Here is a 23,110-nt window from a genome sequence, read left to right on the forward strand (position 1 = left end):
TGCATGCCGTCCGGGCGGCCCTGCGTTGCGTTGTGACGAAACTTCATCTGCTGATTCCTCTGCATCCCCGCCCGATCAGTCCGTTCAGGCCGGCAACTTGAAGTCGGCCACCGAACGGCGCAGCTCTGCCGCCAACTGGTTCAGCTGACCCAGCGAGTCGGCGGTCTGCCCGGCACCCTGCGAGGTCTGGCCGGTAATCTGCCGGATCACGCCCATCGTCTGGGTGATGTCGGTAGCTGCCGAGGCCTGCTGGTTGGCGGCGATGGAGATGCTCTTAATCAAGTTGTTGAGTGCGTTGGACACGCGTTCGATTTCGGTCAGTGCAGTACCGGCGTCCTCGGCCAGGCGTGCACCGGACACCACTTCGGCGGTGGTCTGTTCCATCGAGGTAACCGCTTCGTTGGTATCGGCCTGAATCGCCTGCACCAGACCTTCGATTCGGCGGGTTGCGCCGGAGGTACGTTCTGCAAGGCGCTGCACTTCGTCGGCCACCACAGCGAAACCGCGGCCGGCTTCACCGGCCGAGGCTGCCTGCACGGCTGCGTTCAATGCCAGGATGTTGGTCTGCTCGGAAATGTCGTTGATCAGTTCCACGATCGAGCCGATTTCCTGCGAGGACTCACCCAGGCGCTTGATGCGCTTGGAGGTTTCCTGGATCTGGTCACGGATCTGGTCCATGCCCTGAATCGTCTGGCGCACTACGCCGGCACCCTCGGTCGCGATCACCACCGAGCGTTGTGCCACTTCCGCCGACTCGGTGGAGTTGCGCGACACCTGTTCAATGGAGGTGGCGATTTCGCCGATCCGGTCCGAGGCGCTGGTGATCTCGTCGGCCTGGTGGCCTGCGGCTTCTGCCAGCTGCATTGCGGTTGCCTGGGTTTCCTGTGCCGACACCGCCACCTTCGAGGAGATGTCGTTGATCGTGGTCACCAGGTGGCGCAGTTCGTCCACGGCGTAGTTGATAGCGTCGGCGATGGCGCCGGTCATGTCCTCGGTCACCGAGGCCTTTACCGTCAGGTCACCTTCACCGAGCGAGCTGATTTCGTCCAGCAGACGCATAATCGCCTGCTGGTTGCGGCTGTTGAATTCCACCTGGGTCTGGTAGCGCACGTCCTGCTCACGCGAACGGGTGCGCACCGTACTCCAGACGAAGCCAATGATCGACAGCACCGACAGGCCGCCGAAGATCACGCTCCACCAGAAGTTCGGGAAGATACGGGTGTCGCGGGCCGAACCGAAGGCCGAGAACGCGTCGAACAGCTTGCGGCTGCTTTCCAGCATCTTGTCCGAGCCGGTCGCCAGTGCGGCTGCCGAGGACTGTGCGGCGAACAGGTTGCGCGAGCTGGCCAGAATGGCGTCGGCATCCTTCTTCATCTTCGCCCACTGGTTGGCCGACTGTTCCAGCGCAACCTGTGCATTGGCATTGCGCACGGCGGCAATGCCCATTTCATCATTGCCGTTGCGCAGGCCTTCCAGCACCTGGGTGAACACCACCATGTCGCGCGCCAGCGCGTCGCCGGCGCCGCTTGCACCTGCGCCACCTGCGCGGATTTCGGTCACACGACGGGCCATCGTGCCAACCACCACGACCTGCTGCAGGCCGTTGTAGACCTGCGAGGACTGCGCACCACCGGCGGTCATCGCACGCACCACTTCGTTCAACTGCGCCTGCAGCTGCGGCACCGCGCCGACGAAGGCATCTGCGTTACCGGCCAGGGCCAGTACCGCCGGCTCGGAGGCGACGATCTGCTCGGCGTTCTTGGACAGCGGCTTCCAGGTATCGACCAGCGCGCTCAGCGGGCCGGACACGCCGGTCTCGTTGCCGTAACGTCCCTGCAACTCGCTGACCGTACTTTCCACCTTGCTGCGCGTGTCCTTGAAGGCTGCGTAGCTTTCGCGGCTACCGGCCACGGCTTCACGGCCCTGGTTGGCCAGCTGCTGTGACAGCACCTGCAGATCGGCGGCGCCGGTACTGGCGCCGGCCAGGCGGCTGCCCTGCCAGGTGGCCACGCCGGTGTTGGCACCGAACACGACCATCGAGAGCACCAACAAGCCCAACCAGAAGTTGGTGCTTACGTTGCCAAGCTTGCCAGCCTTGGCGGCTTCAGGAGCAGTACTCATCGTTCGACCTCGGTCTCAATGCGAAGAAGCAAGCGCGCCGATCAGGCGGCCGCTTGCCGGAATTCAGGAGTGCGGGAAAGCAGCGACAGCGAGAACACGCCCCAGTCACGGCCTTCATCATGGAAGGCACGCTCGACGAAGTGCGCATAGCGGCCCTGGGCGATATCACCGGCCGGCACCTGCATCGGCGCCTCGAAGCTGCGCTGTCCATATAGCTCGTCGATCACCAGGGCAACGTCGCCGCCGCTCTGGCGCATGATCAACACGCGCTGGCCTTCCTGCGGCGCCGTCCGCTCGCCTTCCAGGAAGTTCTTCAGGTCCACCACCGGGAACAGGTTGCCGCGCAGGTTGCCCACGCCCAGCAACCATGCCTGTGCGCCGGGAACCGGCGTGACCGGCGGCATCGGCACGATTTCCACGACTTCGCGGAAGTCCGAGACCAGATGCCGGCTGCCGACGCGGTAACCCACGCCACGCCAGACATCCTGCGAAAAGCTGCGCTCGGGCAGCTGTACCGCGTGCGCCAGACTGCGGCGTTCGTAGGCTTCAAGGATGTCGAATGGAGAACGCATCAACCCACCAGTTTGTTGATCCGCGCGATCAGATCATCCTCGCGCGGCGGCTTGACGATGTAATCGCTGGCGCCTTGGCGCATGCCCCAGGCCTTGTCGGTCTCCATGCCCTTGGTGCTGACAATCAGCACCGGGATGGCACGGGTGGCCTCGTCACGCGACAGTGCACGGGTGGCCTGGAAACCGCTCATCCCCGGCAACACCACGTCCATCAGCACCAGCTGCGGCCCCTGCTCACGGGCAATCTGCAGGCCGTCTTCAGCATTGTCAGCCGACAACACCTCATGCCCAGCCTTGAGCAACCACTGTGTAAACACCGCCCTGTCGGTCGGTGAGTCCTCGATCAAAAGAATTCGAGCCATTTCTGCCTTACCCCCTGGTCAGGCGTTGACGTATGTGCGGATGGCACCTAGTAGTTCGTCGCGGGTAAATGGCTTGGTGAGGTATTGCTCGGAACCGACGATGCGGCCACGGGCTTTGTCGAACAGGCCATCCTTGGATGACAACATGATCACAGGTGTCGACTTGAAGAGCTGGTTGCCCTTGATCAAGGCGCAGGTCTGATAGCCATCCAGACGCGGCATCATGATGTCGACAAAGATGATCTGCGGTTGCTGGTCGGCGATCTTGGCCAAAGCCTCGAAACCGTCGGTAGCGGTCACGACCTCACAACCTTCACGTTTGAGCAGCGTTTCAGCCGTACGTCGGATGGTCTTCGAATCATCGATGACCATCACCTTCAGCCCTGCGAGTTCCCCACCCGCAGCCATGTTTTCAACCATTAGTTCTTCCCCGAACGCGCGACCGATATCGAATGCGATATTGCCGCGAAAGCGCATCTATATCCCAGCCCAGCCGCGAACTGTCAAGCGATGCCGACAGGACTTGGCTGATCCTCAATTTAATGTGATGCACTTCTCAATAAAAGCGCAGCGCCATTCAGCCTCAGCGTTCCGCTTTCCGCGCTGTGCGACCCCGCCCTGAACGGCTAACATCGTCGGCCAGATCTGCTGGATTCAAGTCATGCCTTTAGACGTCATCGTGGTGATGGACCCCATCGCCGACATCAAGATCGCCAAGGACACCACCTTTGCCATGCTGCTGGAAGCCCAGCGGCGCGGGCATCGGCTGCACTATGTGCGCCCCGGCGGGCTGTCCCTGCACGGTGGCCAGGCCCAGGCCGAAGTTGCCCCACTGCAGGTGCGCGACGACAAGGCCGGCTGGTTCAGCCTGGGCGAGTTCGCCCCGCTGGCGTTCGGCCCGGGACAGATCGTGCTGATGCGCAAGGACCCGCCGTTCGACGGCGAGTACCTGTACGACACCCACATCCTCAGCGTCGCCCAGCAGGCCGGCGCCATCGTGGTCAACGACCCGCAGGGCCTGCGCGACTTCAATGAGAAGCTGGCAGCGCTGCTGTTCCCGCAGTGCTGCCCGCCGACCCTGGTCAGCCGCAACGCACGCGAACTCAAGGCCTTCGTGCTCGAACACGGCCAGGCCGTGCTGAAGCCACTGGACGGCATGGGCGGGCGCTCGATCTTCCGCAGCGGCACCGGCGACCCCAATCTCAACGTGATCCTGGAGACGCTGACCGACGGTGGCCAGCACCTGGCACTGGCGCAGCGCTTCATCCCGGACATCAGCGCTGGCGACAAGCGCATCCTGTTGATCGACGGCGTACCGGTGGATTACTGCCTGGCGCGGATCCCGCAGGGTGACGAGTTCCGCGGCAACCTGGCTGCCGGCGGCCGCGGCGAAGGCCGCCCGCTGAGCGAGCGCGACCGCTGGATCGCCGCCCAGGTTGGCCCGGAAATGAAACGCCGCGGCATGCGCTTCGTTGGCCTGGACGTGATCGGCGACTACCTGACCGAGGTCAACGTCACCAGCCCCACCTGTGTGCGCGAGCTGGATGCCCAGTTCGGCCTGAACATCGCCGGCCAGCTGTTTGATGCGATCGAGGCTGGCCTTGCCTGATGTATTCGCAGCCTGACGTCCTGCCCGCAGCACCGCGGGTCACCGAGCAGCAACGCCTGACCGCCACCCTGGTGCTATCCACGCTGGTGCATGGCCTGTTGATCCTCGGGGTGGGCTTCGCGGTGAGCGATAACGCGCCATTGGTGCCGACGCTGGACGTGATCTTCAGCCAGACCAGCACCCCGCTCACGCCCAAGCAGGCTGACTTCCTCGCCCAGGCCAACCAGCAGGGCGGCGGTGACCACGACAAGGCGCAACGTCCGCGCGATGCGCAGGCCGGCATCGTGCCGCAGCTGCAGAACGGCCTGGCGCCGGTGCCACTGCAGGCGCAGAGCGTGGCAGCGCCGCCACCGCCGCAGGCACGCGTCATCACCAGCACCCAGGGCAAGGACGCGGTTGCGAGCGCCCAGACCCAACCGCTGCCGGACCGCCCCGACGCCAATGCGCCGATGAACGCACGTGAGCAGCGTGACGCTGAAATGGCACGCCTGGCAGCCGAAGTGCACCTGCGCTCGGAGCAGTACGCCAAGCGCCCCAACCGCAAGTTCGTCTCGGCCAGCACCCGCGAATACGCCTACGCTAACTACCTGCGCGCCTGGGTCGACCGTGCCGAGCGCGTTGGCAACCTGAATTACCCTGACGAAGCACGCCAGCGCCGGCTTGCAGGCCAGGTGGTGATCACCGTCGGCGTGCGCCGCGATGGCAGCGTGGAGAGCAGCCGCGTCCTGCGCAGCAGCGGCGTGCCCTTGCTGGATGCTACTGCCCTGCGCGTGATCGAGCAGGCACAGCCGTTCCCGGCATTGCCCGAGACCAAGGACGACATCGACATCCTGCAGGTCACCCGCACCTGGATGTTCCTGCCCGGCGGGCAGTTGCACGACGATCGTTGAGCCGATTTTTGTAGGAGCGGCGTAAGCCGCGAAGCTCTTACGTTCCCAGATCGCAATCAAGCCGGTAGTTCAGACAACACCGGCTTCGCGGCTTACGCCGCTCCTACAAAACCACCGCACACCGCTGCTTCAGCGCTTGGAATCGCGCAACGCCTGCTGTTCGATCAGGGTCAGCGCGACGTTGTCGCGCAGGTAGGCGGGCTGCACCAGCTCCGGGGCGATGGCTTCGCCGCGCAGCATTGCCGGCACGGCGATCTTCAGCACGTCGGCGGCGCTGGGCAGGGCCTGCGCATCCACGCTGCTCAGACGCGACTGCAGGCGCGTACTCAACACGCCCTCGCCCGCTGCGAAGCCGGTGCCAACACCGGCCCAGACGCTGTCGTCGGCCGGCAGCTGCACGGCCTCCGGCGCGACCAGCAACTCACGTTCCTGCAACTGCAGCTCACCATCGGCATCGCGCAGATAACGCGCCGCATACAACTCTCCCATGCGTGCATCGATGCAGGCCAGCACCCGCGGTGCATCGGTCGGTGCACGCAACGCCAGCGTCTGCAGGGTGGATACCGGCAGCAAGGGCCGGTCCAGCGCCAAGGCAATGCCCTGCACGATGGCAATTGCCAAGCGCACGCCGGTGAAGGCACCCGGCCCGCGGCTCAGCGCGATGGCATCCAACTCGCTACGGGCGACACCGGCTTCGGCGAGCAACTGCTCCGCCCAGGGCAGGCTCAATTCGGCATGGCGGCGCGGCGCTACTTCAAACCGCTCCAATACCTGCCCATCCACATACAGGGCGACGGAACAGGCTTCGGTGGCGGTTTCAAAGGCAAGCAGCTTCATGGCATCACATCAGGAAAGAGAGAACGGTGGCGCTTCAGAACCAGCGTCGGCCGAGGGTGGCACGCTGGCGGAATCCGCCTCCGGCGCCCATTGTCGCGCAAAGAAGGCCTGCACATCGGCCAGCGCGCGGGTACGGCGGAATGGTGGCAGTGAATCCAGGAAGATCCGGCCGTAACCGCGCGACAGCAGACGCGGGTCACACAGCACCAGCACGCCGCGATCGGTCTCGCTGCGGATCAGCCGGCCCACGCCCTGCTTGAGCGCGATCACTGCCTGCGGCAGCTGCTCATCGCGGAACGGGTTGCCGCCCTGCCGGCGGATCGCATCCAGCCGCGCCTCGAACACCGGATCATCGGGGGCAGCGAACGGCAGTTTGTCGATCACCACCACGCTCAGCGCATCGCCAACCACGTCCACGCCCTCACGGAAGCTGGCCGCGCCCAACAGCACGCCATTGCCCGACTCGCGAAAGCGTTGCAGCAGGCTGGCGCGTGGCGCCTCGCCCTGCACGAACAACGGCCACGGGCCATCACGCAGCGCATCGGCGGCCTCGCGCAGCGCACGGTGCGAGGCGAACAACAGGAATGCCCTGCCCTGCGAGGCCTCCAGTACCGGCCGCAAGGTCGCAATCAAGGCCGCGCCATAACCGCGCGCGGCCGGATCGGGCAGCTGCTGCGGCAGATAGCACAGCGCCTGCTGCTGCCAATCGAAGGGACTGGGCTGGACCAGCGTATCCGGGTCATCCAGGCCCAAGCGCTTGGACAGATGTTCGAAGCCTCCATCCACGGTCAGCGTGGCCGAGGTGAATACCCACGCTGCCATCGAGCGCTGGCGGTGCTCACGCAGCGGCCCGGATACGTCCATCGGCGTGCGCTGGCAGCGGAAACCGCGCGGTGTCAGCTCGTACCACAGCACGTCGTTGCCATCGTCAACGGGGAACAGCGAATCGCTGTCCGCCGGGCCGGCACCATCTTCCGCAGCGACCGCAACCTCATCGATATCCCACTCATCGACCGCGCCACCATCACCATCATCCAACCAGCGCGAAAGCCGTGAGACACCTTCCAGCGCACGTGCGTGGCAAGCATCCAACCCCGGCGAGGCTTCACGCAGAAAGCCCAATGCATCACGCAGCTGCGCCATCGCCGCAGCGACCGAATCAAAACCTTCCGCCACCGCCGGTACTGCCAGCGCGCGCCAGCGGGTGCCGCGTTGCGGCAGTTTTTCCATTGCCTCGCGCAGTTCGCGCAGCGCCAGCTCCAGCGTCGCCACCGGTTGCTGCAGGGTCGCCTGTGCGCCAGCGACGCTGCGGCATTCGGCCAGGCAGTCGCGCGCCAGTTCCTGCCACGGGCGCATGCCGAAGCCTTCACCGAAGAAATTGGCGGCCAGCTCGGGCAACTGGTGCGCCTCATCGATGACGAAGGCCTGCGCGCCGGGCAGGATTTCACCGAAGCCTTCCTGCTTCAGCGCCAGATCGGCGAGCAACAGGTGGTGATTGACCACCACAAGGTCCGCCTCCTGCGCCCGCTGCCGCGCCTGCACCACGAAGCAATCGCCCCAGAACGGGCAGTCTGTGCCGAGGCAATTGTCGACGGTCGAGGTGACCATCGGCAGCAAGGGGGAATCATCGGCAAGCCCATCCAGCTCGGCCATGTCGCCGTACTGGGTGCGGCCAGACCAGGTGAGGATGCGCTGGAACTGCGCCACCTGTTCGGTCGAAGTGAAGCGCGGTTCGCCGCGGGCCTGATCCAGGCGATAGCGACATAGATAGTTCGCCCGCCCCTTCAACAAGGCGGCGCGATGGCCAACGCCCAGTGCGGCGCGCACGCGCGGAAGATCGCGGTGATAGAGCTGGTCCTGCAGCGCGCGGGTGCCGGTGGAGACAATGGTCTTCAAACCGGACAGCAAGGCCGGCACCAGATAGGCGTAGGTCTTGCCGGTACCGGTACCGGCTTCGGCCAGCAGCACGTCGCGCTGTTGGAAGGTCTCGGCGATGGCTCCGGTCAGGCGCAGCTGGGCAGGCCTAGGCACGAAGGCATCGAGCTGACGCGCAAGCGCGCCGCCTTCACTGAGTGCTTCGCAGCTGGCGGTGACTAGGGAGGACATGGCTCAAGCATTGGGAGGGGTGCGTCGAGAACCGGCAATGGAGGTAAACCGCGATTGCAACGCTGATCGCGCCATCGCAATGACGAAGTACCACATCGCCCGGTGATCAGGCGCTTCCATTCCCTATTCCCGACTGCCGGTTCCCGGCGCGCTCAAAAGCGCTTGATCCCCGGCACGGTGCAGCCTTCGATCTGCGCATGCGCGGAGACGGCATTCTCTTTTTCAGCACGGGCCAGACGCGATTGTTCGATGGTGGCCCAGTGGCGACGGCACAGCGGGCCGGTGCGCGAACCCAGGTCCAAGGCCTTCTTGGACAGGGTTTCGGCGCGCAGCCAGTCGGCCTGCAGCAAGGCGATATCGGCGCGCTCCTGCAGGATGCCCGGGTCATCACTTACCTGCAGCAGTGCTTCGTTCAGGGCTTCCGCCGCGCCGGCCAGATCGCCGGCCTTGCGCTTGGCGATTGCGGTCTGGCGCAGATCGTCGACCTGCGCATCACGCAGCGGCTGTACCGTCAGTTCGGTGTCGTCGACACCGGCGATGGCATCCACCGCGGCCAAACGTTGGGCCGGGGTGGTGTTGTCGACCACCGCCGGCTTCGCCGCCGGTGGTGCGCTGACGCAGCCTGCAAGTGACAGGGAAGCTGCGGCGGCAAGCAGCGTGTAACGGATCAAAGACTTGGTATTCATGCTCGGGATTATCGCGCAGGCGTCTGTGCAGCGGGGGCCGCAGCCGGTTCAGGTTCCTTGCGGTCCAAGCCCAGCCAGCCACGCCAACCACCACCGGACTGCTCCTGTGCGCCCTCGGCACCTTCTTCCAGCGGCACTTCCGCCGGCAAGGCACAGGGCACGTACTGCGGCGCGTAACCCACCACGAACGGGAAGCGACGCGCGCCCGGGCAGGATTCGTCGGTGGCATTGCTGCCGGCCGCTTCCACGTACTGCCAATCCAGGCCCTTGTTGTTCACATGCAAGGCCTTGCTCGGCAGGTTGAGGAAGATGCCCGACCACACCCGCATCGCGCCGGAAGCACCAAACAGACCGGTCTGCTCGTTCTGGTCGTTGCCCATCCAGATCACCGCCAGATGGTCACCGGTATAACCGGCATACCAGCTGTCACGGCCGTCGTTGGAGGTACCGGTCTTGCCAGCGGCCTGCAGCCGCGACAGACCATCGGCGTTCAAGCCCGAGGCGGTACCACTGGAGACCACCTGTTGCAGGCCGACGCTGATCAGGTTCGCTGCAATCGAGTCGCCCTCCTGTGCCGGTGCCGGGCTCTTGTCATAGCGTTTGAGCAACTTGCCCTGCGCATCGACCACGCCACGCACCGCATGCAGCGGCTGGATCTCGCCACCGGAAGCGAGGAACTGATACAGCTGGGCCATACCGTACGGACTCTGGTCGGTGGAACCGAGGATCACCGACGGATTGGATTCGGCCTTGAGTCCAGCCAGCACATTGATCAACTGGGTCAGCCGCTCCGGCCCGACCTGCATGCCAACGCGCACCGTGGCCTGGTTGTAGGAGCGGGCCAAGGCATCGATCAAGCGCACCGTGCCATGGCTGCGGTTGTCGGCGTTGCCCGGCGTCCAGTTGCGGCCGCGGCTGAGCTTGACGGTGACCGGTGAGTCATCGACCCAACTGGACAGCGAAAACCGATCCGGCTGGGCCAGCGCCAGCAGATAGACGAAGGGCTTGAGCAGCGAACCGACCGGCCGTTGCGCCTCGATGGCGCGGTTGAAGCCGGGTTCGGACACATCCCGGCTGCCGACCACCGCCAGCACGTCGCCGTTGTGCACGTCGGTCACCACCAGGCCGGTCTGCAGCTCTGGACGACGCTTGTTCTCCAACGCCTTGATGGTGTGCGCCACCGCGCCCTCGGCATAGGCCTGGGCAGACGGCGACATGCCGGTGAAGACATTCAGACCGGCGCCCTGCAGCACGTTTTCCGGGTAATCGTTGCCCAGCTGGCGACGCACCAGGTCAACATAGGCCGGGAAACGATTGGCCGCGGCGATACCAGCGTTCTTGGACACGCCCAACGGTGCCTTGATCGCACGCTGATACTCGGCGTCGTCGATCAGGTTGTTCTCGCGTAGCTTGCCCAGCACGAAGTTGCGGCGGTCCAGCGCGTTCTCGGGGTTGCGGCGCGGGTCGTAGAACGAGGGGCCTTTGACCAGGCCGATCAGCAACGCGATCTGCTCGCTGCTCAGCGAATTGAGATCGCGACCAAACCAGAATTCGGCACCGGCCGACACCCCGTGGATGGCCTGCTTGCCGCGCTGGCCCAGGTAGACCTGGTTGAGGTAGGCCTCGAGGATGGTGGCCTTATCGTAGCGCGCCTCCATGATCAGCGCGTACAGCACCTCGTTGAACTTGCGGGTGATGGTCTGTTCCTTGCCGATGCCGAGCAGGCCACTGCGGGCCAGCTGCTGGGTCAAGGTACTGGCGCCCTGTTTGGTCTCACCGCCGGTACGGATGGTCACCCACACCGCGCGCGCGATACCGCTCAGGTCGATGCCGTGATGACGGGCAAAGTCCTTGTCTTCGACCGCCTGTAGGCCGGTGACCAGTAGTTCGGGCACTTCGCGCACCCGTACCAGCCGGCGCTCTTCCTGCTTCTGCCCGTAGAGTGTGGCAATACGTGCCGGATCCAATCGCGCAGCCTTCAGCGCCTTGCGGCTGCCGGCCTCGCGCAAGGAAGCCACTTGCCCGCCGGAGACCACCACATCCACCTTCCTGGCCGCGACGTTGCCGTCCACATCGACGTAGCCGCGGCTGGAAATGGTGAAGCTGCCGCCCTGCGCCTTATAGGTACCGGGACTGTTGCCGGTGCCGTCATCGCGGTAGCCGGAGGCCGCCAGCTCGGTCTTCAGCGTATTGGCGTTCATCGCCGTGCCCGGGCTGAGCACCAGCGGGCGGGCATATACGCGGGTCGGGATCTGCCAACGCAGTTCACCAAAACGCTGGGTGACCTGGCTGTTCAGGTACAGCGTGTAGGGGATCATGAAGCCCAGCCCCAATGCGGCTGCGGCCAGTCCCCAGGTGATCAAGCGGCTACGCCACACAGGGCTGCTGCCGTCGGTATCGTCGTCGAACTGGTCGGAATCGTGGCGTCGTGGCACAGGGATGCGAGAATGTGGTTTGTAATGAGTCTAACGCAGCCACATCCCCCGGGGCGTTGACTGTCAGTTCCCTGCTTAAGCTGGAGTTCCATAGGAATGTCGATTTCGCTGGCCGATGCGCGCTACGCCGTCAATCGCATCATCGGCCTGGTCCGTCGTGGCCTGGCCAGCCTGCGCACCCGCGGCTGGCGCGCAACCCTGCACCGGGTAGGCGTGCACACCCGACGCCAGCCGGCCGCACAGCGCGAGCCGTTGTACTTCCCCGACAACTCGCCCTTTGTGCCGTTCAGCCTGCCGCGCAGCGAACGCCCCGTCGCCAGCATCGTCATCCCGGTCTACAACCATTGCGCACACACGCTGGCCTGCCTGCGTGCGCTGGCAGCGCATCCGCCCACGGCCAGCTGCGAAATCCTGGTGATCGATGACGGCAGCAGCGACAGCACCCGTCCATGGATGCAGCAGATCGAAGGCCTGCGCTACCATCTGCGCGCGCAGAACGGTGGCTTCATCGCCGCCTGCAACGACGGTCTGCGCCTGAGTCGCGGCGATTACGTGGTGCTGCTCAACAACGACACCATTCCCCAGCCCGGTTGGCTGGATGCCTTGCTGGAGACCTTCACCCAGGTACCGAAAGCCGGCTTGATAGGCTCCCAGCTGCTGTATCCGGATGGGCGCCTGCAGGAATCCGGTGGCGTGGTCTTTGCAGATGGCAGCTGCTGGAGCTACGGCCGCTTCGAGTCGGCTGAAGATCCCCGCTACAGCGCGCTGCGCGACGCCGACTATTGCTCGGGAGCCGCCCTGGCAATCCCGCGGCTGCTGTTTGAAGAGCTGGGTGGCCTGGACAGCATCTATGCACCGGCCTACTACGAAGACACCGACCTGGCCTTCAAGGTACGTGCCGCTGGACGCCGCGTGCTGGTGCAGCCCGCCAGCCGCGTCGTGCATGACGAAGGCACCAGCAATGGCACCGACACCAGCACCGGGATCAAGGCCTACCAGGTCCGCAATCAATCCGTCTTCGCCAGCACCTGGCAGGACGCACTGGCGGCACAGCCTGCGCCAGGCAGCGTTCCCTCGCCCGCGCTGCTGCATCGCCACCAACGCCAGATCCTGATCATCGACGAGTGCGTGCCGCAACCGGACCGCGATTCGGCCTCGCTGCGCCAGTTCAACCTGATCCGCATGCTGTTGGCCGAAGGCGCACATGTCGTGTTCCTGCCGACCCGCGCCGAACCTGCCAGCCGCGCCACCGAAGCACTGCAGGCGATCGGGGTGGAAGTCTGGCACTCGCCCTTCCTCGACCGCGTTGGCAGATGGTTGCGTGACAACGGCAAACGCTTCGCCGCCGTCATGCTGGTGCGTTATCACGTTGCCAACGAATGCCTGCCGCTGCTGAAGCAATTCGCGCCACAGGCGCGTACCGTTTTCGACACCGTCGACCTGCATTACCTGCGTGAACGGCGCGGCGCCGAACTGGCGCGCGACCAGCGCCTGCTGCGCAGCGCCGAGCGCACCCGCGCCAGCGAGCTGGCCGTCATGGCCGCCACCGACGTGACCTTGCTGGTCAGCGCCGCGGAGAAGGAACAGCTGGCCACCGACGCTCCGCAGGTGCAGGTGGAACTGATTTCCAACCTGCACGAAGTTGCCGGGGCGGGTAAAGGCTGGGCGCAACGGCATGACCTGGTCTTCGTCGGCGGCTTCCGCCATCCACCAAATCTGGACGCGATGACCTGGTTCATCGGCGAGGTATTTCCGCTGATCCGCAGCCAGCGACCGGATATCCGTTTCCACTGCATCGGTGCCGATGTACCCGACAGCATCCATGCGCTGGCCGCCGCCAGTGCGGGTGTACAGGTGCATGGCTATGTGCCGGATGTGGTGCCGTTCATGACCGGCATGCGGGTTGCGGTGGCACCGCTGCGCTTCGGCGCCGGCGTAAAGGGCAAGGTCAACCTGAGCATGGCGCATGGTCAACCGGTGGTTGCCACTACCTGCGGCGTGGAAGGCATGCACCTGCATGATGGCCAGGACGTACTGGTCGCCGACGGCTCCCAGGCGTTTGCTGATGCGGTGCTGCGACTGTATGACGACGCCGAGCTTTGGCAGCGCCTGTCCGACAATGGGTTGGCCAATATCGCCAGGTATTTCTCGATGGAAGCGGCGCGGCAGGCGGTGCAGCGGGTGTTCTTCGCCAGGTGATGCCCACCCCGTAGGTCGGCCATAGGCGGGTGCTACGGGTTTCGTGCAAGCGGCGGCCTCATCTGTGGAGTGCCGCCATGCCTGCGCTTGGGCATTACCGGGAAAGCCTCAGCCGAGCATGGCTCGTCTCTACATGGCTTCATCGCAGGGCGTTGCGCACCCGTTCGTTGAAGCCGGCGATCTCCGGCGTGGCCGGATCTATCTGCTGCGCCTGCGCCAGCGCCTGCTGTGCGAATGCGGTATCACCGCCGCCCAGACGTTCGCTGCCTACCGCAATCCAGCGTTGGGCCAGGCGTCGCCGCGCCGGCGCCAATGCCGGGTCGGTCGGGGCCAATGCCTGCCAGGCGTCCAGACAGGTGCGCGCGGCGCGCAGGCGGTTGCCGCGCAGGTTGTCCTCCAGGCAGCTGCGTGCAGCAGGCAGAATGCGTGCCGCGGCGCGTTTGACCCGCGCATCCTGCGGTGCCAGTGCCTGCGCCGCCTTGAAGCGATCGTAGGCGCTGCTGCCGGGTGGCAACAGCCACTGCTGGCGCGTTTCGGCCTCGTCCAGTTGCTTGAGCAGGATCTTCAGTCGGCGCTCGCGCTCGGCACCGCTGCCCGGTGCTTCCATCGATTGCCGGGCCTGCCGCGCACGCCGCACGACTTGTTCCGCAGACGCGAGTTCAGCGCTGTCCGGCGCCAGTTCGCGCGCGTGCTGCAAGGCCTGCTCGGCGGGCTCGAACTGGAAATCCGCCGCCAGGCGCACGGCTTCCTGCACCTGCGCATGGGCAATACGCTGCAGGCCTTGCCGAGCTGCAGGATCTTCGCCCGCCGCCAGCACCTGCTGGAACGCGGTTGCGGCACGCTGCAGTCGTCCACGCTGCAGATCACGCTCGCCCTGCTGCCGGCGTTGCTCCAGTGCGGCATTCATCACCGCCTTGACCGCAGGCAAGTTGGCGTGACCGGCGTCGTAGCGCTCCACCCGCTGCAGCAAGGCCGTCGCCGCAGCCAGATCGCCACGATCCGCCGAGCGCGTGGCCTGGGTCAGCAGATCGGACAGGATTTCATCGCGCCCTTCCAGCGCCTGCATCTTGTCCGGCTGCAGCGCCAATACCCGCTGATACAGCGGCAATGCCGCGTCTGGCGCTTCATCCAGTCGCCCCTGCGCCTGCGCCGCCTCGGCCAGCTGCAACAACTCCTCGACACCGTCCTGTTCGCTTGCCGCCTGTTGCAGCTTGGCCGCAAGCGGCTCGATATCCGCCGACGGCGCCTGCAGCTGCCGGGCCAATGCCAGGCTGGCCGCGGCTGCGTCCCTATCACCGGCCGCCAACTCCTTGCGCGCCTGCGCCAGTGCCGCCTGTGCGGTCTGCGCCAGCCCGTTGCGGATATCGCTGCGGTCCGGGTCCAGCGCCGCGGCAGCCTCGAACAACTCGCGCGCACCGCGCCCATCGGCAGCACTCAAACGCCCATCGCGCAGCGCCTGGCGGCCGTCATCGAGCAGCTTCTGGATCTTGGTTTCCGGCCACAGCCAATCCGCCAGCGGCTGCCGGAACAGCGCCAATACCAGCGCCAATGCGGCTACGCCAATGGCGATGGAACGCCAGGCGCGCGGGCTGTTCCAGCCACGCGCCACCCACCAGCGCCCGTACAGCCGCAGCTTGTCGCCGAATGTCTCCAATCCCTGTTGACCGCGCTGACGCCAGTTCTCCATGCGCCAAGCTTACCTATCCCAGCCTTCGCGCATCGTCTACGCCGGGCAAGGCGTCGAGTTTTCCGAGTAGGGTGGATAGCTGGCCGTAGTCGCTCACCTTCAGCCGCAGGCGTAACTGCACGCGTCCGCTTTCGCGCAGGTTGTCGCTGTTGATCTCCAGCACATAGGCATCTTCCTGCGCGATCAGGTTGGTGATGTCCTTCAGCAACCAGCGCCGGTCCACCGCGCGCACCATCACATCCACCTCGTAGCCGGAGCCGGTCCTGCCCCACTCCACCGGCAACACCCGCTCCGGATGCGCGGCCGACAAGCGCGCCAACGACACGCAGTCCATGCGGTGCACGGTGACGCCACGGGTGCGGGTCAGGTAGCCGGTGATCGGCTCGCCGGCCACTGGTTGGCAGCAACGCGCCAGCTGCACCAGCAGGTTGCCCACGCCCTGCACGGTGAAGTCGGATTTGCCGATGCTGCCGCGGCGCGCGGTTGGTCGTGGCAAGGCCGGTGCCGCAGGTTGCGAGGCGGCCTTCTCGGCCTCCAGCAGCGCACGGCTGACCTGGTTGGGACCGGTATCGCCCAGCGCAACCTGGATATACAGATCGTCGACGCTGTCGGCGTGGAATTTGCGCGCCGCCACCATCAGGTCCGAATGCTGCAGGCCCAGCCGCTTCAGTTCGCGATCCAGCAGTTCGCGCCCGGCCTGCACGTTGCGGGCACGGTCGAGTTTGTGGAACCAGTTGCGTACCTTTTCGCGCGAACGGCCGCTGGCCAGGAAGCCGTTGGACTGCAACAACCAATCGCGGCGCGGATCCGCCTCCTTGCCAGTAAGAATCTCCACGCGGTCGCCGCTGCGCAGGTGGTAGGTCAGCGGCACGATGCGACCATTGACCTTGGCCCCACGGCAGCGGTGCCCGACCATGGTGTGCACGTGGTAGGCAAAGTCCAACGGCGTGGCGCCAGCCGGCAGATCCATCACGTCGCCCTTGGGGCTGAGCGCGTAAACCCGGTCTTCGAGCAGCTCGGCGTCCAATGCGTCGGCCAGTTCTTCCGGATTGCCAGGGTCCTGTGCCTGCTCCAGCAACTGCCGCATCCAGGTGATCTTGCGATCGAAGGACTTCTCCGCGCCCTTGCCACCTTCCTTGTACTTCCAGTGCGCAGCCACGCCGAGCTCGGCCTGCGCATGCATTTCATGGGTGCGGATCTGCACTTCGATGGTGCGCCCTTCCGGGCCGATCACCGCGGTGTGCAGGGAGCGGTAATCATTGGCCTTGGGGCGAGCGATGTAATCGTCGAACTCGCTGGGGATCGGCGTCCACAGCGCATGTACGACGCCCAGCGTGGCGTAGCAGCCGCCGACATCCTCGACCATCACGCGCACCGCGCGCAGGTCGTAAAGCTGCTCGAAGGCGAGCTGCTTCTTCTGCATCTTCCGCCAGATGCTGTAGATGTGCTTGGGCCGACCGCTGACTTCGCCACGGATGCCCTGCTCGGCCAGGGCCGCCGACAGCTTCTTCTTCACCGCCTCCACGTAGCGCTCACGGGCGATGCGGGTTTCGTCCACCTCGCGGGCGATGTGGCGGTAGGTATCCGGGTCCAGGAAACGGAAAGCCAGATCCTCCAGTTCCCACTTCAGCTGCCAGATGCCCAGCCGGTTGGCCAGCGGCGCGTGGATGTCACGGGTCAGCTGGGCCAGCGCGCGGCGTTCTTCGGCAGGCAGCTTGTCGGCCGCACGCATGCAGGCCAGCTGGCGCGACAGCAGGATCGGTACCACCCGCAGATCATGGATGATCGCCAGCAGCAGGCGTCGCAGGCCTTCGCTGTTGCGGCCGGCATCACGCCCGGCATGCAGCGCCCAAACCTGGTCGGCAGCCTCCTGCCCGTCCAGCAGTCCGTTTACCGCCGCAGCACCCGGCCCCAGTGGCAGATCGCCCACCCGCGCGCGCAGGCCCGGCAGATCGAACAGCAGCGCTGCCACAGTCACGCTCTCGTCGGCGGACAGCAGCGCCAGCGAATCCAGCGTATCGGCGAGTACCGGCCATGGCAGGCGCGGCGACACATCCATGTCCGCTTGCTGCCAGCAGGCCAGCAGGGCTTGGCGCAAAGGCTCGGACAAGGCGCGGGTTGAGGCGCGCTGCAGCAACGCATCCAGACCGGGGGAGGGGGAACTGTTCACAGCATTCAATTACAGGCAGATGCCCCTACACTAGCGCCCACCCTCTCTGGGAACAATATTCATGAAGCTGCCTCGCCTTGCTGTCCTGCTTGCCGCCACCGCTTTGTCGTCCTACCCGTTCCTCGATGCCCACGCCCAGCGCGTGGTACAGGGCGATCTGCAGCAGCAGATGTCCGCTGCCGAGTTCAAGGCTGCTGGCCTGGACAAGCTCAGCGCCGAAGAGCTGACCACGCTCAACAACTGGCTGCAGGGCAAGGTGGCGCAGGCTGCCAGTGTTGCCGTGGAACAGGCGCGCGAAGAAGGCCGCCAGGAAGTGATCGTCAAGCATCGCGGCTTCTCTAATTTCGGCTCCAACGACCCTATCCAGGCGAATCTGGAAGGGGAGTTCCGCAGCTTCGGCAAAGGCCGTCAGTACGCGCTGGACAATGGCCAGATCTGGGAACAGACCGATGACGTCAGTACCGGCGGCGTGCGCAAGCAGGCTCCAGCGGTTCGCATCACCCCCGGCCTGATGAACGTGTGGTACCTGCAGATCGATGGCCTCAACACCCGTGCCAAGGTCCGCCGCACGAAGTAACCCCCGCCCCGGTCCTGCTGGCCGGAGTGCTGTTTCCCGTCACCGAACCCTTGAGCCCGCAACCTTCATGCGCCAATTCGTCCTGACTCTGTTGTTGCTGATGCTTCCGGCCACCGCTGCCGCGCAGGTCTACAAGTGCAAGGGCAAGTCGGGGGAGACCATGTACTCCGAGCACCCCTGCGATGCCAAGGCCGAGCCGATGAAACTGCGCGAGCAGCCTGTGTCCAGCAGTCCGACGGCGGCCAGCACTGCTGCCGCTCCGCCTGCAACCACGCTGCCGGACAGCCAGCCAGCGCAGCCGGAGAGCCAAGCCGGCACCGCGGCCCAGGCACTCGACGCCGAGCGCAGTTGCATCAGCACCGCCACCGCGTCCATTTATGGTTCTTCCAATGACCGCGTCGGCACTTTGCAGCAGCAGATGAGCATGCTCAACGAGCAACTCGCGCACGCAGACGATCCGCAGCGCAGCCAGGCGCTGCGGCAACGGATGACAACCTTCCGCCAGGCCATCAGCCGCGAACACGCCAATGCGCATACGCAGATGAACACCGCCCGCCGCGCCTGTATCCAGCAACACCGCCCGGAGGCGGCAATCGGCCGCTGAGCGCAGCGGGCGTCAGCTGCGCAGCGCAGCTACCCGCTGGGCCAGCTTCTTGGCTGAGATGCCAGAGCGGAAGCCCAGCTCCTGGGCGAACAAGGACACCCGCAGCTCTTCGATATCCCAGCGCAGGGCCGCCCACTGCGGGCGCTGCGCCAGTCCCTGCACACGGGCTTCCTGCAGCGCATCAACAAAGGGCTTGAGTTCCAGCATGCGCGCCTGGTCGCGCGGCGGATCGCGCTTGGCGCGTTCGGCACGCAGGATCATCGCCTTCAGGTAACGCGGGAACTGCGCCAGCGCATCGGCTGGCGTCTCACGCAGGAAGCCCGCATGCACCAGACCGGCCAGCTGCGCCTGCATATCGTCCAGGTTGCCGCGCGCCCAGCCCATCAACGGCGATTCCAATTGCGGCTTCAGCTCACCGGTCAAACCGAGGATGCTTTCGGCCAGCTTCAGCCGCTCCATCGCCTCCCCGAACAAACGCTTGCCGGCGTCTGCAGAGCGCTGCTGGAAGGCTTCCGGGGTGCGTATCGCTTCCAATCCATCGGCCAATACCGCGTTCACTGCCGCGTCGACCAGATCGCCGCGCAACCGCTCCTGTGACTCGATGGCCGCATACAGCAAGCCAGTCTTGGGCGACACCGGCAGCTGCTTGCGTGCCTGCTTGAGCTTGTCGGCCAAGGAAATCTCAAGCAGGCGGCGAACACCCTGCGGGTGCATCAAGGCAGCTTCGTTCCTGTCGGCAAAAATGCGCAGCGCGGCGGCGTCGCCTGTATCCACCAGCGCCGGATAGGCCGGTACACCGGCTTCGCCCGGCACCTGCTCGGGAATAGCAGTGCTTGGGAATTCGCGCAGACCTTCAGCTGCCAGCGCCGCACCCGCGCGTGCGGCAAAAGCACTGCCAGCGCGTTCGCCGAAGCGGGCACGCAAGGTATCCAGATCGCGCGACATCGCCAACAGTTTCATGCCGTCCTTTTCGCTGGAAGCAGGCGTTTTCCCGCGTGCTACCGCTACTTTCGTCATTTCGAACAAGCGCAGGTTCATGCGCAGGTGTGGGTCCAGTGAATCCACGTCGAAATCGGTGGCCGCGACCATCGCACCGGTGGCCTTGGACAGGAATCGCGCCAACTCGCCACGGATGTCATCGGCAGAGTGCTGCGGCCAGGCTTCGGCGAATGCGCGACCGAAATCTGGTGCAGGCACATAGTTGCGGCGCATCGCCTTGGGCAGGCTGCGAATCAAGGCCGATGCCTTGTCCGCGACGAAGCCCGGCGCCAGCCACGACAAGCGCGACGGGTCCAGGGCATTGAGCAGGTGCAACGGTACATCAAGGGTTACGCCATCCTCCTCGCTGCCCGGTTCGAAACGGTAATGCATGGCCAGGCGCGCATCGCCCAATGGGAAATACTTCGGATAACGGTCCTGCTCACTGCCCTCGCCCGGCAACAGATCGGTCAGCGACCAGTGCAGGCTGCGACGTTGTTCCGGTGGCAAGGCCTTCCACCAGCCGTCGAGCAGATTGGCCGAATGGATATGCGAAGGCACCCGGTCCAGATACCAGCGCGCCTGCCAATCCTCATCGGCAACGATACCGGCGCGGCGCAGCTTGGCTTCTTCTTCGCGCGCCTGCTCCAGCAGCTTCATGTTGTCGGCAACAAAGCCAGCACGGGTGGTGATTTCGCCGGTCACCAGCGCTTGCCGCACGAAGATGTCATGGGCTTCGCCGGGATTGATCCTGCCGTAATGCACCGGCTTCTTCGGCGCCAGCACCAGGCCGAACAGGCTGATCTGTTCCGAGGCCAGCACCTGCCCCTGGGCACGCGACCAATGCGGATCGAAGTGCTTGCGCGCCAGCAGATGCGGCAACTCGGCAATCACCCAATCCGGCTCGATCGAGGCATTGGTCATACCCCACACGCGCGCCGTATCCAGCAGCGTGGCACTGAGCACCCACGGCGGCGGCCGCTTGGCCAGCGCCGAGCCGGGGAACAGATGGAAACGACGCTGACGCGGCGCCTGGAAGTCGCCCTTCTCGGTGCGATGTCCGATCTGGGTCGGCAGGCCGGCAAGAACCGCGCGATGAAGGGTTTGGTAAGCAGCGATGCGCACCTTGTCCGGAATGGAGTTGAAACCGGCTTTAAAACCGGGGTCAGAGTCGGGTTTCCCCCGAAATTTGTCTGCCGCGGAAAGAATAGTTGGGAAACCCGACTCTGACCCCGGTTTTAAAGCCGGTTTTCCCTCACGGGCCAGACGCGCAGCCTTATGCTGCTCGCCCCGCGTAGCCTTGCGCTTCGCCTCTACATCACCCCCAGCAGGCAGCGCCGGCGGTGCCGACAACAGCGCCTTGCCGAAAGTCTCGTCTTCACCCATCGCCCAGCCCAGCTCCTCGCACAACAAGCGCAGCTGGCGATGTAGTTCGCGCCATTCGCGCATGCGCAGGAATCCGAGGAAATGTCGCCCGCACCAGTCGCGCAGCTTGGACTGGGTGAGGTCTTCGTGGGCATCACGGTAGGCATTCCACAACCGCAGGATGCCGATGAATTCGGAGCGTGCGTCGGCAAACAAGGCGTGCGCGTTGTCGGCCGCCTCGCGTGCTTCCGGCGGTCGCTCGCGTGGGTCCTGGATGCCGAGGAAGGAAGCAATCACCAGCATCTCGCGCAGGCAGCCGCCCTTGTGCGCGGCCACCAACATGCGCGCCAGTTTCACGTCCACCGGCAAGCGCGACATCTGCCGGCCAATATCGGTGAGCTTGCGCGCGTCGTCGATGGCGCCAAGCTCGGTCAGCTGCTGCCAACCATCAGCCACCGCGCGTTCGTCCGGTGCTTCCAGGAACGGGAATTCATCGATCTTGCCCAGGCCCAACTGCAGCATGCGCAGGATCACGCCGGACAACGAGGAACGGCGGATCTCGGGATCGGTGAACTCCGATCGGCTCAGGAAATCAGCCTCGGAATACAGCCGGTAGCACACACCCTCGGAGATACGACCGCAGCGGCCTTTGCGCTGGTTGGCGCTGGCCTGCGATACCGCCTCGATATGCAGGCGATCGAGCTTCTGTCGCGGGCTGTAGCGCTTGACACGGGCATAGCCCGGATCGACTACGTAGCGGATGCGCGGCACGGTCAATGAGGTTTCGGCGACGTTGGTGGTCAGCACCACGCGTCGCTTCAGGCCCGGATTGAATACCCGGTCCTGGTCCTTGGCCGACAGGCGCGCGTACAGCGGCAGCACCTCCGTTTCGCGGTACTTGCGGCGTTCGAGCGCCTGATGGGTATCGCGGATCTCGCGTTCACCCGGCAGGAAGATCAGCACATCGCCGCGCACATCGCTGCGGGTGATCTCATCGACAGCGGCAACAATGGCCGAGACCGGATCCATTGCCGAATCAGTGTCCGCTTCCGCACGTTTGCCGCGTGCTGGCGCTGCGGCACTGTCATCGCTCTTGCCCATTTCTTCCAGCGGCCGGTAACGCACCTCCACCGGGTAGGTACGGCCTTCGACGTTGACCACTGGCGCATTGTCGAAGTGACGCGAGAAGCGCTCGGTATCGATAGTGGCCGAAGTCACGATCAACTTCAGGTCCGGGCGCTTGCGCAGTAGCTGCTTCAGGTAGCCAAGCAGGAAATCGATATTGAGGCTGCGTTCGTGCGCCTCATCGATGATCAATGTGTCGTAGCGCGAAAGCCAACGATCCGAGGCGATCTCTGCCAGCAGGATGCCGTCGGTCATGAACTTGATGCGGCTGTCCTCGCCGACCTTGTCGGTGAAACGCACCTGGTAACCGACCACCGTGCCCAGCTCGGTCTGCAGCTCCTCCGCCACGCGCGCAGCCACCGCACGCGCGGCAATACGCCGCGGCTGGGTGCAGCCGATCATGCCCGCCTCACCACGGCCAGCCGCCAGGCACAGCTTGGGCAACTGGGTGGTCTTGCCGGAGCCGGTCTCGCCGGCGATCACCACCACCTGATGGGCACGGATCAATGCGCTGATCTGTTCGGCTTCACGCGCGATCGGCAGCGCTTCGTCCATGGTGATGGAGATCGGCCGCGCGGCGCGCTGTTGGCGCTGCTGCTGAGAGCGCTGCAGCTGCTGCTGGAAAGCCTGTTCAGCCGCCGCGTCCGCAGGCTTGCCCTGCCAGCGTGACAGCAGCCCAAGCAGGCGACCACGGTCACGGCTCATCCCCCCATCAATGGCAGGGCGGGCAGCGCGCAGACGCGCGGACAGGTCATTTTCGATAGTGCTCATCAATCGTTCAACGTGA

At 65.2% G+C, this 23,110-nt stretch carries 16 protein-coding genes; 5 read left to right on the plus strand and 11 right to left on the minus strand.

What is annotated here, in order from left to right; all coding sequences use genetic code 11:
• Positions 1-84 precede the first annotated feature (84 nt).
• From Q5Z11_RS15040 to pilG, 4 genes are read right to left on the minus strand one after another with little or no spacing between them, the layout of a single operon-like run.
• Positions 85-2,121, minus strand: a complete 2,037-nt coding sequence (locus tag Q5Z11_RS15040; protein ID WP_303747142.1) for a methyl-accepting chemotaxis protein — start codon at positions 2,119-2,121, stop codon at positions 85-87.
• A gap of 41 nt (positions 2,122-2,162) precedes the next feature.
• The gene (locus Q5Z11_RS15045) at positions 2,163-2,693 is read right to left on the minus strand and encodes a chemotaxis protein CheW (protein ID WP_303747143.1); all 531 of its coding nucleotides are present in this window, start codon (positions 2,691-2,693) and stop codon (positions 2,163-2,165) included.
• Positions 2,693-3,055, minus strand: coding sequence for a response regulator (locus Q5Z11_RS15050; protein WP_303747144.1), 363 nt, complete (start codon positions 3,053-3,055; stop codon positions 2,693-2,695). The genes Q5Z11_RS15045 and Q5Z11_RS15050 overlap by 1 nt, the downstream gene beginning before the upstream one ends.
• Before the next feature lie 18 nt (positions 3,056-3,073).
• Positions 3,074-3,475, minus strand: a complete 402-nt coding sequence (pilG, locus tag Q5Z11_RS15055; RefSeq protein WP_057628851.1) for a twitching motility response regulator PilG — start codon at positions 3,473-3,475, stop codon at positions 3,074-3,076.
• A 241-nt stretch (positions 3,476-3,716) separates the two neighbouring features.
• On the opposite strand from pilG, the gene gshB reads away from it, so the two are divergent.
• Complete coding sequence (gene gshB, locus Q5Z11_RS15060; protein ID WP_303747145.1) at positions 3,717-4,664, plus strand: glutathione synthase; 948 nt, start codon at positions 3,717-3,719, stop codon at positions 4,662-4,664.
• Positions 4,664-5,554 (plus strand): energy transducer TonB, encoded by an 891-nt coding sequence (locus Q5Z11_RS15065; protein ID WP_303747146.1) that lies wholly within the window; start codon positions 4,664-4,666, stop codon positions 5,552-5,554. Before gshB ends, Q5Z11_RS15065 begins: the two co-directional genes overlap by 1 nt.
• Positions 5,555-5,683: 129 nt before the next feature.
• Here the strand turns inward: Q5Z11_RS15065 and tsaB are convergent, their stop codons facing one another.
• The 4 genes from tsaB to mrcB all read right to left on the minus strand — a co-directional run bounded on the left by tsaB (position 5,684) and on the right by mrcB (position 11,618).
• On the minus strand, positions 5,684-6,391 hold the full coding sequence (tsaB, locus tag Q5Z11_RS15070) for a tRNA (adenosine(37)-N6)-threonylcarbamoyltransferase complex dimerization subunit type 1 TsaB (protein WP_303747147.1): 708 nt from the start codon (positions 6,389-6,391) through the stop codon (positions 5,684-5,686).
• A 9-nt stretch (positions 6,392-6,400) separates the two neighbouring features.
• Positions 6,401-8,497, minus strand: coding sequence for an ATP-dependent DNA helicase (locus Q5Z11_RS15075; protein WP_303747148.1), 2,097 nt, complete (start codon positions 8,495-8,497; stop codon positions 6,401-6,403).
• Between the two features lie 152 nt (positions 8,498-8,649).
• Positions 8,650-9,183: a hypothetical protein gene (locus Q5Z11_RS15080; protein ID WP_303747149.1), complete on the minus strand. Its 534-nt coding sequence runs from the start codon at positions 9,181-9,183 to the stop codon at positions 8,650-8,652.
• Positions 9,184-9,191: 8 nt separating this feature from the next.
• Entirely contained in the window at positions 9,192-11,618 is a 2,427-nt protein-coding gene (gene mrcB / locus Q5Z11_RS15085) for a penicillin-binding protein 1B (protein ID WP_303747150.1), read from the minus strand.
• Between the two features lie 96 nt (positions 11,619-11,714).
• On the opposite strand from mrcB, the gene Q5Z11_RS15090 reads away from it, so the two are divergent.
• A complete protein-coding gene (locus Q5Z11_RS15090) occupies positions 11,715-13,817 on the plus strand; it encodes a glycosyltransferase (RefSeq protein WP_303747151.1) in 2,103 nt (700 codons plus the stop codon).
• A 139-nt stretch (positions 13,818-13,956) separates the two neighbouring features.
• Here Q5Z11_RS15090 and Q5Z11_RS15095 read toward each other — a convergent pair whose 3' ends face one another.
• Both Q5Z11_RS15095 and Q5Z11_RS15100 read right to left on the minus strand, forming a co-directional pair.
• Positions 13,957-15,504, minus strand: a complete 1,548-nt coding sequence (locus Q5Z11_RS15095; protein ID WP_303747152.1) for a tetratricopeptide repeat protein — start codon at positions 15,502-15,504, stop codon at positions 13,957-13,959.
• 13 nt (positions 15,505-15,517) lie between these two features.
• Positions 15,518-17,674, minus strand: coding sequence for a RelA/SpoT family protein (locus Q5Z11_RS15100; protein WP_303747153.1), 2,157 nt, complete (start codon positions 17,672-17,674; stop codon positions 15,518-15,520).
• Positions 17,675-17,735: 61 nt separating this feature from the next.
• Here Q5Z11_RS15100 and Q5Z11_RS15105 point away from each other — a divergent pair, with 61 nt between their 5' ends.
• Positions 17,736-18,251: a hypothetical protein gene (locus Q5Z11_RS15105; RefSeq protein ID WP_303747154.1), complete on the plus strand. Its 516-nt coding sequence runs from the start codon at positions 17,736-17,738 to the stop codon at positions 18,249-18,251.
• 67 nt (positions 18,252-18,318) lie between these two features.
• Positions 18,319-18,855 (plus strand): DUF4124 domain-containing protein, encoded by a 537-nt coding sequence (locus tag Q5Z11_RS15110; RefSeq protein WP_303747155.1) that lies wholly within the window; start codon positions 18,319-18,321, stop codon positions 18,853-18,855.
• Between the two features lie 12 nt (positions 18,856-18,867).
• Here the strand turns inward: Q5Z11_RS15110 and hrpA are convergent, their stop codons facing one another.
• Positions 18,868-23,094, minus strand: coding sequence for an ATP-dependent RNA helicase HrpA (gene hrpA, locus Q5Z11_RS15115; RefSeq protein WP_303747156.1), 4,227 nt, complete (start codon positions 23,092-23,094; stop codon positions 18,868-18,870).
• Between the last annotated feature and the right edge of the window lie 16 nt (positions 23,095-23,110).

It is taken from the genome of Stenotrophomonas sp. 610A2 (assembly GCF_030549615.1).
Classification (GTDB): domain Bacteria; phylum Pseudomonadota; class Gammaproteobacteria; order Xanthomonadales; family Xanthomonadaceae; genus Stenotrophomonas; species Stenotrophomonas pigmentata.

What these genes read in the sequence shown, in the direction of transcription:
- hrpA (WP_303747156.1), bottom strand. Translation starts at nt 23,094, where the DNA reads ATGAGCACTATCGAAAATGACCTGTCCGCGCGTCTGCGCGCTGCCCGC.
- Q5Z11_RS15105 (WP_303747154.1), top strand. Translation starts at nt 17,736, where the DNA reads ATGAAGCTGCCTCGCCTTGCTGTCCTGCTTGCCGCCACCGCTTTGTCG.
- Q5Z11_RS15090 (WP_303747151.1), top strand. Translation starts at nt 11,715, where the DNA reads ATGTCGATTTCGCTGGCCGATGCGCGCTACGCCGTCAATCGCATCATC.
- pilG (WP_057628851.1), bottom strand. Translation starts at nt 3,475, where the DNA reads ATGGTTGAAAACATGGCTGCGGGTGGGGAACTCGCAGGGCTGAAGGTG.
- Q5Z11_RS15045 (WP_303747143.1), bottom strand. Translation starts at nt 2,693, where the DNA reads ATGCGTTCTCCATTCGACATCCTTGAAGCCTACGAACGCCGCAGTCTG.
- Q5Z11_RS15065 (WP_303747146.1), top strand. Translation starts at nt 4,664, where the DNA reads ATGTATTCGCAGCCTGACGTCCTGCCCGCAGCACCGCGGGTCACCGAG.
- Q5Z11_RS15040 (WP_303747142.1), bottom strand. Translation starts at nt 2,121, where the DNA reads ATGAGTACTGCTCCTGAAGCCGCCAAGGCTGGCAAGCTTGGCAACGTA.
- gshB (WP_303747145.1), top strand. Translation starts at nt 3,717, where the DNA reads ATGCCTTTAGACGTCATCGTGGTGATGGACCCCATCGCCGACATCAAG.
- Q5Z11_RS15075 (WP_303747148.1), bottom strand. Translation starts at nt 8,497, where the DNA reads ATGTCCTCCCTAGTCACCGCCAGCTGCGAAGCACTCAGTGAAGGCGGC.
- Q5Z11_RS15050 (WP_303747144.1), bottom strand. Translation starts at nt 3,055, where the DNA reads ATGGCTCGAATTCTTTTGATCGAGGACTCACCGACCGACAGGGCGGTG.
- Q5Z11_RS15080 (WP_303747149.1), bottom strand. Translation starts at nt 9,183, where the DNA reads ATGAATACCAAGTCTTTGATCCGTTACACGCTGCTTGCCGCCGCAGCT.
- tsaB (WP_303747147.1), bottom strand. Translation starts at nt 6,391, where the DNA reads ATGAAGCTGCTTGCCTTTGAAACCGCCACCGAAGCCTGTTCCGTCGCC.
- Q5Z11_RS15110 (WP_303747155.1), top strand. Translation starts at nt 18,319, where the DNA reads ATGCGCCAATTCGTCCTGACTCTGTTGTTGCTGATGCTTCCGGCCACC.
- Q5Z11_RS15095 (WP_303747152.1), bottom strand. Translation starts at nt 15,504, where the DNA reads ATGGAGAACTGGCGTCAGCGCGGTCAACAGGGATTGGAGACATTCGGC.